13 protein-coding genes are annotated in these 12,921 nt (G+C 63.3%); 7 read left to right on the top strand and 6 right to left on the bottom strand.

The genetic code is table 11. From position 1 onward, the window contains the following. The first annotated feature begins 26 nt into the window (after nt 1-26). A complete protein-coding gene (locus AN401_RS14065) occupies nt 27-872 on the top strand; it encodes a flagellar motor protein MotB (protein ID WP_096779705.1) in 846 nt (281 codons plus the stop codon). A gap of 90 nt (nt 873-962) precedes the next feature. Then, complete coding sequence (gene thiI / locus AN401_RS14060; RefSeq protein WP_096779704.1) at nt 963-2,411, top strand: tRNA uracil 4-sulfurtransferase ThiI; 1,449 nt, start codon at nt 963-965, stop codon at nt 2,409-2,411. 218 nt (nt 2,412-2,629) lie between these two features. Here thiI and AN401_RS14055 read toward each other — a convergent pair whose 3' ends face one another. Then, the gene (locus AN401_RS14055; protein WP_096779703.1) at nt 2,630-3,520 is read right to left on the bottom strand and encodes a ketopantoate reductase family protein; all 891 of its coding nucleotides are present in this window, start codon (nt 3,518-3,520) and stop codon (nt 2,630-2,632) included. Between the two features lie 127 nt (nt 3,521-3,647). Here AN401_RS14055 and AN401_RS14050 point away from each other — a divergent pair, with 127 nt between their 5' ends. Continuing rightward, nucleotides 3,648-4,130 (top strand): YajQ family cyclic di-GMP-binding protein, encoded by a 483-nt coding sequence (locus tag AN401_RS14050; RefSeq protein WP_094038340.1) that lies wholly within the window; start codon nt 3,648-3,650, stop codon nt 4,128-4,130. 32 nt (nt 4,131-4,162) lie between these two features. On the opposite strand, the gene AN401_RS14045 is transcribed toward AN401_RS14050, so the two are convergent. The 5 genes from AN401_RS14045 to AN401_RS14025 all read right to left on the bottom strand — a co-directional run bounded on the left by AN401_RS14045 (nt 4,163) and on the right by AN401_RS14025 (nt 8,894). Next, nucleotides 4,163-5,011, bottom strand: coding sequence for a nucleoside-specific channel-forming Tsx family protein (locus AN401_RS14045; protein ID WP_096779702.1), 849 nt, complete (start codon nt 5,009-5,011; stop codon nt 4,163-4,165). A gap of 155 nt (nt 5,012-5,166) precedes the next feature. Next, on the bottom strand, nt 5,167-6,516 hold the full coding sequence (locus tag AN401_RS14040) for an AmpG family muropeptide MFS transporter (protein ID WP_096779701.1): 1,350 nt from the start codon (nt 6,514-6,516) through the stop codon (nt 5,167-5,169). A 2-nt stretch (nt 6,517-6,518) separates the two neighbouring features. Then, nucleotides 6,519-7,097 (bottom strand): peptidylprolyl isomerase, encoded by a 579-nt coding sequence (locus tag AN401_RS14035; RefSeq protein WP_094038337.1) that lies wholly within the window; start codon nt 7,095-7,097, stop codon nt 6,519-6,521. 69 nt (nt 7,098-7,166) lie between these two features. Further along, on the bottom strand, nt 7,167-7,745 hold the full coding sequence (locus tag AN401_RS14030) for a YajG family lipoprotein (RefSeq protein ID WP_096779700.1): 579 nt from the start codon (nt 7,743-7,745) through the stop codon (nt 7,167-7,169). Between the two features lie 12 nt (nt 7,746-7,757). Then, on the bottom strand, nt 7,758-8,894 hold the full coding sequence (locus AN401_RS14025; protein ID WP_096779699.1) for a methyltransferase: 1,137 nt from the start codon (nt 8,892-8,894) through the stop codon (nt 7,758-7,760). Nucleotides 8,895-8,956: 62 nt separating this feature from the next. Between AN401_RS14025 and AN401_RS14020 the strand changes: the two genes are divergently transcribed. The 4 genes from AN401_RS14020 to AN401_RS14005 all read left to right on the top strand — a co-directional run bounded on the left by AN401_RS14020 (nt 8,957) and on the right by AN401_RS14005 (nt 12,919). Next, nucleotides 8,957-9,559: an alpha-ketoglutarate-dependent dioxygenase AlkB family protein gene (locus AN401_RS14020; protein WP_096779698.1), complete on the top strand. Its 603-nt coding sequence runs from the start codon at nt 8,957-8,959 to the stop codon at nt 9,557-9,559. A 79-nt stretch (nt 9,560-9,638) separates the two neighbouring features. After that, complete coding sequence (locus tag AN401_RS14015) at nt 9,639-9,956, top strand: BolA family protein (RefSeq protein ID WP_096779697.1); 318 nt, start codon at nt 9,639-9,641, stop codon at nt 9,954-9,956. A 375-nt stretch (nt 9,957-10,331) separates the two neighbouring features. Next, nucleotides 10,332-11,675, top strand: coding sequence for a Na(+)-translocating NADH-quinone reductase subunit A (locus AN401_RS14010; protein ID WP_094038332.1), 1,344 nt, complete (start codon nt 10,332-10,334; stop codon nt 11,673-11,675). Between the two features lie 5 nt (nt 11,676-11,680). Beyond that, on the top strand, nt 11,681-12,919 hold the full coding sequence (locus AN401_RS14005) for an NADH:ubiquinone reductase (Na(+)-transporting) subunit B (RefSeq protein WP_094038331.1): 1,239 nt from the start codon (nt 11,681-11,683) through the stop codon (nt 12,917-12,919). The last annotated feature ends 2 nt before the right edge of the window (nt 12,920-12,921 follow it).

Here is a 12,921-nt window from a genome sequence, read left to right as displayed (position 1 = left end):
CGAAACCGGCGGGCGCGCCCGCCTGGATGACCACCTTTGCCGATCTGGCCACCATACTGATGAGCTTCTTCGTGCTGTTGCTGGCCTTTGCCGAGATGGACGTGCTCAAGTTCAAGCAGATCGCCGGCAGCATGAAATATGCCTTCGGGGTACAGAACCAGCTGGAAGTGACCGAAATCCCCAAAGGCACCTCGGTGATCGCTCTGGAGTTCAGGCCCGGCCGGCCCGAACCGACCCCCATAGATACCGTGATGCAGCAGACCCTGGACTCCACCCAGGCGGAACTGGATTTCCAGCCCGGAGAATCCGATCGTTCCGCCGGCTTCGCCCGGGAGGTCGGGAACCTGAGCGGCAGCGAGCAGCCGGACATTCCGCAGACCGAGCCGGAAACCCTGACCATAGCCCAGGAGCTGGCAGAAAGCCTGAGCGAGCCCATCGAGCAGGAAGCGATAGAAATCGAGGCCCTGGGCCAGCAGGTGGTGATCCGCATCCGGGAGAATGCCTCCTTCCCCGCCGGCTCGGCCTTCCTGCAACCCCAGTTCTGGCCGGTGGTGCGCCAGATAGGCGGCCTGATCAAGGAGCTGCCCGGCGAGATCCTGGTGTCGGGGCATTCGGACGATATCCAGACCAGTAACGAGCTGTTCCGCTCCAATTGGGAACTGTCGACCCAACGGGCGCTGGTGGTGGCGGATCAGCTGCTGCGGGTGGAGGGGTTCGACGATGGCCGCATGGTGGTGATGGGCATGGCGGACACCCGGCCGCTGGCGCCCAACGACACCGCCGAAAACCGCAGCCGCAACCGTCGGGTGGAGATCACCATTTCCCAGGGCAAGCCCAAGTTCACCCCGCCGCTGGAACTGCTGTCGCCCTGAGGCGGCTCCCCGCTATTTTTTAAGCAAAGACCCGGCATTGTTGTATAATGCCGGGCTTTCGTTTTTTCGCTGTCCCGGACGTACCGAACCATGAAATTTATTATCAAGCTGCATCCCGAAATCACCATCAAGAGCAAGTCGGTGCGTCAGCGCATGAGCAAGATCCTGCAGGGCAATATCCGCAATGTGCTCAAGCCGCTGGACGAGCACGTCAAGATCCGCGCCGACTGGGACAAGCTGGTGCTGCGCAGCAATATCCTGACCGAGGAGCACCGTGCGGCCATGATCGCCGCCCTGGCCTGCATTCCCGGCATCCAGAGTTTTCTGGAGGTCAAGGAATACCAGGTGACCACCCTCGACGAAATCCTGGAACTGACCCAGGCCATGTTCGGCGACAGGCTGGCGGGCAAGACCTTTTGCGTGCGCGCCAAGCGCCGGGGCCAGCAGTCGTTCAGCTCCCTGGATGTGGAGCGCTACGTGGGCGGCGGCCTCAACCAGCGCTGCGCTACCGGCGGCGTCCGGCTGAAAAATCCCGATCTGCAGATCAACCTGGAGCTGGACGGTGATCGCCTCTTTCTGGTGAGCGGGCAACATGCCGGGCTCGGTGGCTTTCCCATCGCCACCCAGGAGAGCGTGCTCAGCCTGATGTCCGGCGGCTACGACTCGGGCGTGGCCTCCTACCAGTTCATCAAGCGCGGCAGCCGGGTGCATTACTGCTTCTTTAACCTGGGCGGGCGCGAGCACGAGGCCGGGGTGCGGGAGGTGGTGCACTACCTGTGGAAGAAGTACGGCGCGTCCCACCGGGTCAAGTTTATTTCGGTGCCCTTCGAGGGGGTGGTGGCCGAGATCCTGGACAAGATCGACAAGGGCCATATGGGCGTGGTGCTCAAGCGCATGATGATGCGTGCCGGCGCCGCCGTGGCCGAGAAGCTGGATATCAGGGCGCTGGTGACCGGCGAGTCCATGGGCCAGGTATCGAGCCAGACGGTGACCAACCTCAACGTCATCGACAGGGTCACCGACACCCTGATACTGCGTCCGCTGATCGCCGCCGACAAGCAGGACATCATCGATCAGGCCCGGCAGATAGGCACTGCCGCCTACGCCGAAAAAATGCCGGAATACTGCGGGGTCATCTCCCAAAAGCCCACCATCAAGGCGGACCTGGCCAAGGTGGAGGCCGAGGAGGCCAGGTTCGACTTCGGTGTGCTCGATACCGCCATCCAGGCGTCCTTCGTGGAGGATGTGCGGGATCTGGCCAGGGCCTGGACCCTGCCGGAGGTGGAGTTCAGCGAGGCGGCCGGCAACGACGAGGTGATCCTGGATATCCGCGCCCCGGAGGAAGAAGAGGAGGCGCCGCTGCAGGTGGACGGCCACCAGGTGCTGCACCTGCCGTTCTTCAAGCTGGCCCACCAGTTCGGCGAGCTGGATTCAAGCAAGACCTATCTGCTCTACTGCGCCCGGGGCGTGATGAGCCGGCTGCAGGCCATCCACCTGAAGGAGCAGGGCTTCGACAACGTCAAGGTGTACAAGCCTTAAATAACAGTTCCGCATGGTAGCTCACTACCGGCAGCGACTGGGTTTCGCTAAGCAGACCCTCCGCGCCAGGGATGGCGCGGCGGAGCCCCCAGGGACGGGTTTACGGCGTGTCTGCGTGCGGGACCCGGTCGATGTAGCACTATTAGGATCAGTTATTTAACACGGTGAGGCGCGAGGGGGAATGAGGAGACTCGCTCCCCCTCACCCCTCACGCCCCTTTACCCGCCCAGTTTTTTCACTTCGTTATACAGCTGACGGCATACCGGTACCGGTAAATGTCCCGCGTGCTTGAGCACGTAACCGGTGATGTAATCGATTTCGGTCGGCCGGCCATGGGCCAGATCCTGGTGCATGGAGGAATAATTGGTGGCGGTCAGCTCTATCACCTTGTGCAGGCGGCGGCGGAAATCCTCCAGCGGCTCCTGCTCGCCGAGGGCCGCCATCACCTGGTGCACTTCCTCGGACAACTGCGCCAGCACGGCATTGAAGCGAGGCTCCAGCAACTGGCCGTTGCGGATCCGGTGACAGGCGGTAAGCGGGTTGATCACCGCATTGATGGCCAGCTTGCGGTGCTGCAGGCGGGCGATGTCCGGGCTCCAGCGGATCTGCCCCAAGGCGCCGGCCAGGGCATCGGCCAGGCCGGCGTGGGCGTTGGCCGCCGGGTTGGCCGGCCCCAGCCAGGTTTCGCCCCGGCCGGTATGGCGCACCAGCCAGGGGCCTTCCTTCATGGCGCCGTGGCTGCTGACGCCGACGATGAGCGGGTTTTGGGGATACAGCGCCAGGACCTGTTCGGCCACGCCCAGACCATTGTGCAACAGTATGATGGGGGTCTCGTTCGGCAGCCCCCGCAGCGCCTGCAGCGCCGGCACCACCTGGTAGGCCTTGGTCAGCACCAGCAGGCGGCGGATTTGCCCCGCCTGCTCGGCGAAGAGGGGACGGGTGTGGACCAGTTGGTGGCGCCCGGCCAGGGTGATGAGATCCAGGCTGGGATGCAGGTGGCCCCGATGGCGTTCGGACAGCAGCAGCGACACCGGCTCGCCCCGGCCGCGCAACAGCCCGGCCATGACGCAACCCAAGGCGCCGGCCCCCAGAATGGTCCACTCCGTCATCGCAGTTCCCCTGTTATTTGGTATCATTATTTTTTCGAGTGAATCTATACGTTAACGGTGAAGCCGCATCGGTGCCAGTGTATTTTTTGTGGCGACCATGGGCCACCATCCAGATACAGGAGTCAAGATGCCGTCTTTTGATATTGTCTCTGAAGTGGAGATGAACGAGGTCCGTAACGCGGTGGACAACGCCAACCGGGAGCTGGATACCCGTTTCGATTTCCGCGGGGTGGAGGCCAGCTTCGAACTCAAGGACGACAAGGTCAAGCTGGGGGCCGATGCCGAGTTCCAGCTGCAGCAGATGCTGGACATACTGCGTGGCAAGCTGATCAAGCGCAACGTGGACACCAATGTGATGGACGAAGGAGAGGTGGTGCACTCGGGCAAGCGCTACTACCAGGAAGTCGGCTTCAAGCAGGGTATCGACAGCACCTTTGCCAAGAAGCTGGTCAAGCTTATCAAGGACAGCAAGATCAAGGTGCAGGCCTCGATCCAGGGCGATCAGGTGCGGGTCAGCGGCAAGAAACGCGACGACCTGCAGGAAGTGATGGCGTTGCTGCGCCAGAGCGAGCTGGAGCAGCCGGTGCAGTTCAACAACTTCCGGGATTGAATGGAAAGGGGCCGAATGGCCCCTTTGTCTTGTCAGAACTTGTAGGTGACGGAGAAGTAGTGGCCCAGGCCGGAGGTGTCCTGGGTGAAGCCGGTGCCGTCGCTGCCGTCCTTGAAGAAGGCCATATTGTTGTAGGCCTTGAGGCCGTAGCCCACGGCGTAGCGGTCGGAGTGCCAGTAGAGGCCGTTGAACCACTCCAGGGCGTTGGACGTGCGGCCCGGTTCGGCACCGATGGTGTCGGCGCCGAACTTGTAGTCCAGGTAGCCCTGGTAGGCCACGAAGCTGCCGTTGTCGAAGTGGTAGAAGGGCTTGAACCAGTTGGTGGACAGCATGTAGCCGTCCCACTTGCCCTCGTCCGGGGCGCCGTAGTTTTCGCGCACGTAGCGGCCGTAGAGGTTCAGCCCCATCTTGCCGAACCAGGGCACCTGGATATCGGAGCCCAGGCCCACGTAATGCTCGAACAGGCCGCCGAAGGCGCCGCTGTCGGCCACGTTGGTGACGGTGGCGATATAGAGTTCCTGCACCGGGCCGAAGGACAGATCGGTCTTGGTCAGGGCGTCCAGGGACAGGCGGGGCGCGAACTTGAAGAAGAAGTTGTCGCCGCCGTAGCGGTCGTCGCCCTTGCTGTCGAAGATGTCGAACACGTCCAGGTAGCCGTAGAGATCGAACAGGCCGGAGCGGCCGCCGAATTCCATTTCCAGGTAGGTGGTGTCCTGGGCGCCGAAGGGGATCTTGTTGCCTTCGCTGCGCATCAGGTTGAACTGCAGCCACTTGTAGTCGTTCTTGTGGATGTCGTCGCCGTAGTCGGCGGCAAGGGCCGCGGGGGTGGCGAGGGCGGCCAGCACGCCGGCGGCGACCAGGTTGGTAAGCATCTTAGCCATCTGTCTGTCTCTTCTTTTCATTTGAAATGACAAGGTTTTCCTTAACCGTCGAGGCAGGAATCCCTGGGGTGGAGGGGAGTCTAGGCGGGTGAAAAAACGGCGCAAGACCGCAAACGATTGCGCCGTTTCAGTTTTGTGACCGCGGTGGCATTCGCCTATCTGGCGGGGGGATGCAGCCGGGTCACCAGGTGGATCAGCAGCAGCACCGGAGCGCCGATGGCGGCGGTGCCGATAAAGAAAGTGGCATAGCCATAAGAGTCCACTACTATGCCGGAGAAGCCGGCGATAAACTTGGGCAGCAGCATCATCACCGAGCTGAACAGGGCGTACTGGGTGGCGGAGAAGGCCACGTTGGTCAGGCTGGACAGGTAGGTGATAAAGGCGGCGGTGGCGATGCCGGCGCTCAGGTTGTCGAGGGAGATGATCAGGGTCAGCAGCAGCAGGTCGGCGCCCAGCTGGCTCATCAGCGCGAACAACAGGTTGGTGCTGGCGGCCAGCATGGCGCCCAGCATCAGGATGCGCAGGGTGCCGAAGCGCATCACCAGCAGACCGCCCAGGGCCGCCCCCACCAGGGTCATGATGACGCCGTACACCTTGGTGACGGTGGCGATTTCCGACTTGCTGAAGCCCATGTCCACGTAGAAGGGATTGGCCATGACGCCCATCACCACGTCCGAGATGCGGTAGCAGGCGATCAGCGCCAGGATCAGCAGCGCCTGCCAGCCGAAGCGCTGGAAGAACTCGGCGAACGGCGCCACCACGGCGCTTTGCAAAAAGGCCAGTAGGGCCGCCAGGGGGCGGGGCCAGCCCCGTTCCATCAGAGCCTGCTTGTGCTCGGCCTGGGCCTGTTGCTGGGCGGCCAGATCCACCTCGGGCTCGTGCAGCAGCAGGCAGGTGATCACCCCCACCAGCATAAAGCCCATCATGCACAGATAGGCCACCTTCCAGCCGACGGGATCGTAACCCAGATCCGAACCGGCCCAGGCGGCGATGGCCAGCGCCCCGGCCCCCGCCAGTATCATCGCCAGCCGGTAGCCGGTCATGTAGGCGGCGGCCAGCGCCCCCTGCAGCCGTTCCGGTGCGGCCTCGATGCGGTAGGCGTCGATGACGATGTCCTGGGTGGCGGAGGCGAAAGCCACCGCCAGGGCGAACAGCGCCAGGCTGACCAACTGGGTGGTGGGATCGGAAAACGCCATGCCGGCCAGTGCCGCCATGATGGTGAGCTGGGAAAACAGCATCCAGCTGCGCCGCCGGCCCATCCTGCGCGACAGCCAGGGCAGCGGCAGCCGGTCGACCAGGGGCGACCACAGCCACTTGACACCATAGGCCAGCGCCACCCAACTGAAAAAGCCGATGCTGGTGCGGCTGACGCCGGCCTCCCGCAACCAGAATGACAGGGTGCCGAACACCAGCAGCAGCGGCAGGCCGGAGGAAAAGCCGAGGGCGAACAGAATAAGGACCCGTCGCTCCAGGTAGATCGACAGGCTCTGCTGCAACCGGGTCATGGTCAGGGCTCTGATGGGGGTTCTCCCGCATCGTCGGCGAGCCGGCGCACTTCCAGCAGGATAATGGGCTGCTGGGGCACGTCCCGGGCGCGCAGCTGCAGGTTCATGCCGGTGGGCACGGCCGCCATCTTGCCCAGTACTTCCTCGCCCCTGATCACCTTGCCGAACACCGTATAGCCGGGTTGGCTCCCCGCATCCAGGGCGGTGTTGTCCTTCAGGTTGATGTAAAACTGGCGGGTGGCGCTGTCGGGCGCCTGGGTACGGGCCATGGCGATGGTACCGCTCAGGTTGGACAGGCCGTTGGCCGACTCGTTGGCCACCGGCTCATAGGTGGGCAGGGGGCTGAAATCGGTACCGTAGCCGCCGCCCTGCACCACGAAGCCGGGGATCAGACGGTGGAACAGGCTGTTGTTGTAGCTGCCGTCGTCGACGTAGCGCAGGAAGTTGGCGACCGTCCTGGGAGCCGCCACTTCGTCCAGCTCGACTTCCAGCCGGCCCATGTTGGTGACCAGCTCGACCCGGGGGCCGGCCAGCACCGGCAGGGCCAGCAGGGTGCCCAGTAACCAAAGGATAGCTTTCATATGTTCTCCTTGCCCCAGGCCCGGGCGGCGAAGCCCGGGCCATGATGCCGCTGCGGGGACAGCGATGACTCAGTTGCCGCTGATAAAATTCTGTACGTCGCGATCGGCCAGCATGTCCTGCACCAGCAACGACAGCTGCTTGTTCAGGGCTTCCTTCACCTTGTCCAGCTCGGGGTGCAGGCGACCGGGGAATTCCTCCTGGGCGCTGCGGCGGTACTGCTTGGTCATGGTGCGGCCGTTGCGCTCCAGGGTCAGCTGCAGGCGCAGTTGCTGGACCACGTCGTAGCTGATATGGCCGCGGATCACCCGGGCCAGTACCTCCTGCAACTGCAGGTTGACGCGGGTGCCGGCACCCTGTTCGATAAAGGCGCCCTGGGTGCTCAGGCCCTGGGCCAGGGCCTGCTCCAGCTGGATGCGCAGGTTGTTGCTGGCGCCGACCACCACCGGGGATTTGTTCTGCTGCTCTATCTGGATGATAAAGTCGTTGGCGCGCGCGTCACTGCTGCTCAGGGCGACCGACTGGCCGCGATAGACGCCGCCGCCGACCTGGGCAGAAGGGCTGACGTCGACGGCGATGGGATAATAGCTGGCACAGGCGCTCAAACCCAGGGTCAGAATGATGGCGGTTAACCATTTCATGGATTTCATCTACAGGCTTCCTTAAGGGGTTTTAATGGCTCTCAGGATAACGAATTTGCGATTGGATGCCACTACCCGCTGATTACCGAACAGCCGCTTCAGCTTCTGATGGTAATCGAGGTGGCGGTTGGCCACCAGCAGCAGCTCGCCGCCCCGGCGCAGCACCCGTTTGGCGTCCACGAACATCTGCCAGGCGATATGATCGGTGATCGCCTGCTGCTGGTGGAAGGGCGGGTTGCACAGCACCAGATCGGCGCTGTCGGCCGTCAGGCCCTCGAGACAGTTGTTGACCATAAAGCGGGCGCGCTCCATCGCCCCGGGCAGGTTGTGCTCCAGGTTCAGCCGGGCGCTGGCGATGGCCATATGGGACTCGTCCACGAAGCAGACCCGTGCCTGGGGATTGCGGGCCAGGGTCATCAGCCCCAGTACGCCGTTGCCGCAGCCCAGATCGATGATCCGGCCCGGATGATCGCTCGGCAGGTGCTCGAGCATAAAGCGGGCGCCGATATCCAGGCCGGCGCGGGAAAACACGTTGGCGTGGTTATAAATGGTAAAGCCGGTGCCGTCCAGCGGCCAGGCCAGGGGTGGCGGCAGGGGGGAGGGGGCCCTGGCCGGGTCCGGGGTGCAGAAAATAAGGCGGGCCTTCTTCCAGGCCAGGCTGGTGCGGGTGGGCCCCAGGTACTGTTCGAACAGCGCCAGGGTGGAGCTGTGGATATCCCTGGCCTTGGCGCCGGCGATGACACGGGTTTGCGGGCCCGCCACCCGGCTCAGGGCGGCCAGCTGGTACTCCAGCAGGGCCTTGGTCTTGGGCAGTTTGAGCAGCACCAGCCCGGGTTGCTCGGGCCAGGGCGCCAGGCTGTCGAGCGACTGCCAGTCGGGCGCCAGGCCGTTGTCCATGGCGTTGGCGTTGAGGGCCAGCTCGGCTACCCGGGAGTCGGTCATGGTCCAGGGCTTGAGGTGGTGCAGGGCAAGGGTGAGGGCGCCGCAGCCGTCGTTGACGATCAGCAGCGGGGCTTGCCGGTCCCATTCCTGTGAGGCCAGCTCGTTCATGATATATTCATCGGCTGCGTCCCAGGCCTGCAGGCCGTGCTGGGCGTGGCGGGGGTAGCGGTGCAGTATCAGCTCGCCGCCCTGGGGCAGGGGAAAGTGATGATTCATAACGATGGATGGCCCGAATAGCAAAAAAGGGGCATTTTAACAGCTCGGGAGGGAAAAGCAGCATGGGCTTGTGGGGCGGGGCACCCGAGTGGATAGAACTGAGCGGCGGACGCCTGTTGTGGTGGCCCGGGGCCTTCGCCGCCGAGGCGGACGCCTGGCTGGCGCAACTCGGGCGGGAGATCCCCTGGCGGCAGCACCGGCTCCGGCTGTTCGGGCGCGAGCTGGACGAACCCCGCCTGTCCTGCTGGATGGGGGAGGCGGCCTATCGTTACTCGGGCCGTACCCGTGCGCCCGAACCCTGGCATCCGCTGGTGGCCGAGATGAGGCGGCGGCTGGAAGCCCTGTGCGAGCGGCCCTTCAATGGGGTGCTGCTCAACCTGTACCGGGACGGCCGGGACAGCATGGGCTGGCACGCGGACGACGAACCCGAACTCGGCCCCGATCCGCTGATCGCCTCGGTCAGCCTGGGCGCCGGCCGCCGCTTCCTGCTGCGCCATGGCGGCGGCGAGCGGCGCGAGCTGATGCTCGACCATGGCAGCCTGCTGGTGATGGCGGGCGAAATGCAGCATCATTGGCAGCATGCTCTGCCCAGGATGGCCGGCGTGACCGAGGCACGGATCAACCTGACCTTCCGTTATCTGCCGCCCCAGGGCCGTGAAGAGTGAGGGGGTAGGCGTGAGGGTCACTCCACACCCCGCCTTCCTCACGCCTACCCCTTACCCCTCACAATACCAGGAGTCGATTATGTCCATACAAGCCGCCATAGAACGCAAGGTGCAAGAGGCCCTCGCCCCCCAGCATCTGGAAGTGATCAATGAAAGCTATATGCACCGGGTGGCCCCCGGCTCGGAAACCCATTTCAAGCTGGTGGTGGTGAGCGACCGCTTCGAGGGCCAGCGCCTGCTGGCCCGGCACCGGCTGTTGAACAGCCTGCTGGCCGAGGAGCTGGCGGGCGGCGTCCATGCCCTGGCGCTGCACACCCTGACCCCGGCCGAGTGGCAGGCCCGGGGCGGGGTGCCGGACAGCCCTGCCTGCCGTGGCCAGGGCGGCGTGTCGGCCTGAAGACCATGTTGCCCGGGCTTGACGGTGTTGTTGCCCGCCGGCTCCGACATCATGATGGGGCGGGCTCCAAGTGGGGCTGAGTCATCTTCGACCAAGGCATAATAACTGGCCGAATATCATGGCGTTATTCTTGCTTACCCGGTGCGTGGCCCCGTCGTTTTTGGCGAAACAGGCGGTAATTTTTGGTAATTGCCATGGCAGCCGTCGCGTTAAAAGTGCTAGAATTATGCGCCTTTTATATCGGGCTGGATGTTACCGGACTGTAGTCACGCTGTTGCCAAGACGATAGAGGCAGGCCGGTAGCGACTCATCAGCATGTTGTCATGTCTGACATGGCAAGTACCTGTCTTCCCCTAACAAGTAGTGCAAGTGAGTATGATTACAATTAAAAAAGGACTGGACCTCCCGATCTCCGGGGCCCCAGAGCAAGTAATCTACGATGGTCCTGCCATCAAGCGCGTTGCTACGCTGGGCGAAGAGTATGTGGGCATGCGCCCTACCATGTATGTCAAGGTAGAGGACCGCGTCAAAAAAGGTCAGGTGATCTTCGAGGACAAGAAGAACCCTGGCGTTAAGTTCACAGCTCCCGCCGCCGGAACAGTGGTTGAAATCAACCGTGGCGCCAAACGTGTACTGCAATCGGTCGTGATTGCCGTCGATGACAGCGAAGAGCAGATTACTTTTTCAAAATATTCTTCCGCCGAACTGTCCAAACTGGAACGTGACACCGTCAAAGAGCAGCTGGTTGAGTCCGGCATGTGGACCGCCCTGCGCACCCGTCCCTTCAGCAAGGTGCCTGCCGTCGACTCCGCTCCGCGTTCCATCTTTGTGACCGCCATGGACTCCAACCCCCTCTGTGCCAACGCCGAACTGATCATCAAGGAAAACGCCCAGGCGTTTACCGATGGTCTGCAGGTGCTGAGCCGCCTGACCGATGGCCAGGTGCACGTGTGCAAGGGAGAAGGCAGCCTGCCCCAGGCCCAGGCCGACAACATCAAGGAACACGTCTTCGTGGGCGTGCATCCCGCCGGTCTGCCGGGCACCCACATTCACTTTATCGACCCTGTCGTTCCGGGCAAGGTGGTCTGGTACATCAACTACCAGGACGTCATCGCCTTCGGCAAGCTGTTCACCAGCGGTGAGCTGTTCACCGACCGGGTGGTGGCCCTGGGTGGTCCCGTGGTGCAGAAGCCGCGCCTGCTGCGCACCCGTATCGGCGCCTCCCTCGACGAGCTGACCGCCGGTGAACTGCAGAACGGGGAAAATCGTGTCATTTCCGGCTCGGTGCTGTCCGGCACCACCGCCAACGGTCCCCATGCCTACCTGGGCCGCTATCACCTGCAGGTGTCGGTGCTGAAGGAAGGCCGCGACAAGGAGTTCATGGGCTGGCTGGCGCCGGGCGCCAACAAGTTCTCCGTGACCCGCGCCTACCTGAGCCACCTGGCCAAGGGCAAGCTGTTCGACCTGACCACCACCACCAACGGCTCCAGCCGTGCCATGGTGCCGATCGGCAACTACGAGCGCGTCATGCCGCTGGATCTCCTGCCCACCCTGCTGCTGCGTGATCTGCTGTCCGGCGATACCGACAGCGCCCAGACCATGGGCTGCCTGGAGCTGGACGAAGAAGATCTGGCGCTGTGCACCTATGTGTGCCCGGGCAAGTACGATTACGGCCAGGTACTGCGTCAGTGTCTGACCAAGATTGAGCTAGAGGGCTAAGTGAAATGAGTTTGAAGCACACTCTGGAAAAGATCGAACACCATTTCGAGCCGGGTGGTAAGTACGAGAAGTTTTACGCCCTGTACGAAGCGGTGGCGACCGTGCTCTACACCCCGGGCATGGTGACCCGCAACGCCTCCCATGTGCGCGACAGCATCGATCTGAAGCGCATCATGATCATGGTGTGGATGGCGACCTTCCCGGCCATGTTCTTCGGCATGTACAACGCCGGCGGCCAGGCCATCGCGGCCCTGACCAGCATGTACAGCCCGGCCGATCTGGCCGCGGTGATCGACGGCAACTGGCGCTATGGCCTGGCCCAGGGCCTGGGGGCAACCCTGGGTGAAGGCGCCGGCTGGGGCAGCAAGCTGCTGCTGGGCGCCACCTACTTCCTGCCCATCTACCTGACCGTGTTCGTGGTGGGTGGTTTCTGGGAAGTGCTGTTCGCCACCGTGCGCAAGCACGAAGTGAACGAAGGCTTCTTCGTGACCTCTGTGCTGTTCGCCCTGATCGTGCCCGCCACCCTGCCCTTGTGGCAGGCCGCCCTGGGTATCACCTTCGGCGTGGTCATGGCCAAGGAAATCTTCGGCGGTACCGGCAAGAACTTCCTCAACCCCGCCCTGGCGGGACGGGCCTTCCTGTTCTTCGCCTACCCGGCCGAGATCTCCGGCGACGCGGTCTGGACCGCGGTCGACGGCTTCTCCGGTGCCACCGCCCTGGGTCAGTGGGCCGCAGGCGGCCAGGCCGCGCTGCTGGACGTGAACACCGGCGCCGCCATCAGCTGGATGGACGCCTTTATCGGCAACATGCAGGGTTCCATCGGCGAGGTCTCCACCCTGGCCATTTTGATCGGTGGTTTCTTTATCATCTACCTGGGCATCGCTTCCTGGCGCATCGTCGCCGGCGTGATGATCGGCATGGTGCTGACCGCGACCCTGTTCAACGTCGTCGGCTCCGACACCAACCCCATGTTCTCCATGCCCTGGCACTGGCACCTGGTTCTGGGTGGCTTCGCCTTCGGCATGATGTTCATGGCCACCGATCCGGTGTCCGCCTCCTTTACCAACAAGGGTAAATGGTGGTACGGCGCCCTTATCGGTGTCATGGTGGTGCTGATCCGCGTGGCCAACCCGGCCTTCCCCGAAGGCATGATGCTGGCCATCCTGTTCGCCAACCTGTTCGCTCCCTTGTTCGACCACTTCGTGGTGCAGGCCAATATCAAACGGAGGCTGGCTCGTGGCTAAGA

Origin of the sequence: Zobellella denitrificans (assembly GCF_002407485.1) — a bacterium.
Classification (GTDB): Bacteria; Pseudomonadota; Gammaproteobacteria; order Enterobacterales; family Aeromonadaceae; genus Oceanimonas; species Oceanimonas denitrificans.
This window is presented reverse-complemented; position numbering and strand designations above follow the sequence as displayed.

Bases quoted from the DNA above. Each gene is read 5' to 3' on its own strand.
- AN401_RS14020 (WP_096779698.1), top strand. From the start codon at position 8,957: ATGGGCTTGTGGGGCGGGGCACCCGAGTGGATAGAACTGAGCGGCGGA.
- thiI (WP_096779704.1), top strand. From the start codon at position 963: ATGAAATTTATTATCAAGCTGCATCCCGAAATCACCATCAAGAGCAAG.
- AN401_RS14030 (WP_096779700.1), bottom strand. From the start codon at position 7,745: ATGAAATCCATGAAATGGTTAACCGCCATCATTCTGACCCTGGGTTTG.
- AN401_RS14010 (WP_094038332.1), top strand. From the start codon at position 10,332: ATGATTACAATTAAAAAAGGACTGGACCTCCCGATCTCCGGGGCCCCA.
- AN401_RS14050 (WP_094038340.1), top strand. From the start codon at position 3,648: ATGCCGTCTTTTGATATTGTCTCTGAAGTGGAGATGAACGAGGTCCGT.
- AN401_RS14065 (WP_096779705.1), top strand. From the start codon at position 27: ATGACCACCTTTGCCGATCTGGCCACCATACTGATGAGCTTCTTCGTG.
- AN401_RS14055 (WP_096779703.1), bottom strand. From the start codon at position 3,520: ATGACGGAGTGGACCATTCTGGGGGCCGGCGCCTTGGGTTGCGTCATG.
- AN401_RS14025 (WP_096779699.1), bottom strand. From the start codon at position 8,894: ATGAATCATCACTTTCCCCTGCCCCAGGGCGGCGAGCTGATACTGCAC.
- AN401_RS14015 (WP_096779697.1), top strand. From the start codon at position 9,639: ATGTCCATACAAGCCGCCATAGAACGCAAGGTGCAAGAGGCCCTCGCC.
- AN401_RS14040 (WP_096779701.1), bottom strand. From the start codon at position 6,516: ATGACCCGGTTGCAGCAGAGCCTGTCGATCTACCTGGAGCGACGGGTC.
- AN401_RS14035 (WP_094038337.1), bottom strand. From the start codon at position 7,097: ATGAAAGCTATCCTTTGGTTACTGGGCACCCTGCTGGCCCTGCCGGTG.
- AN401_RS14045 (WP_096779702.1), bottom strand. From the start codon at position 5,011: ATGGCTAAGATGCTTACCAACCTGGTCGCCGCCGGCGTGCTGGCCGCC.
- AN401_RS14005 (WP_094038331.1), top strand. From the start codon at position 11,681: ATGAGTTTGAAGCACACTCTGGAAAAGATCGAACACCATTTCGAGCCG.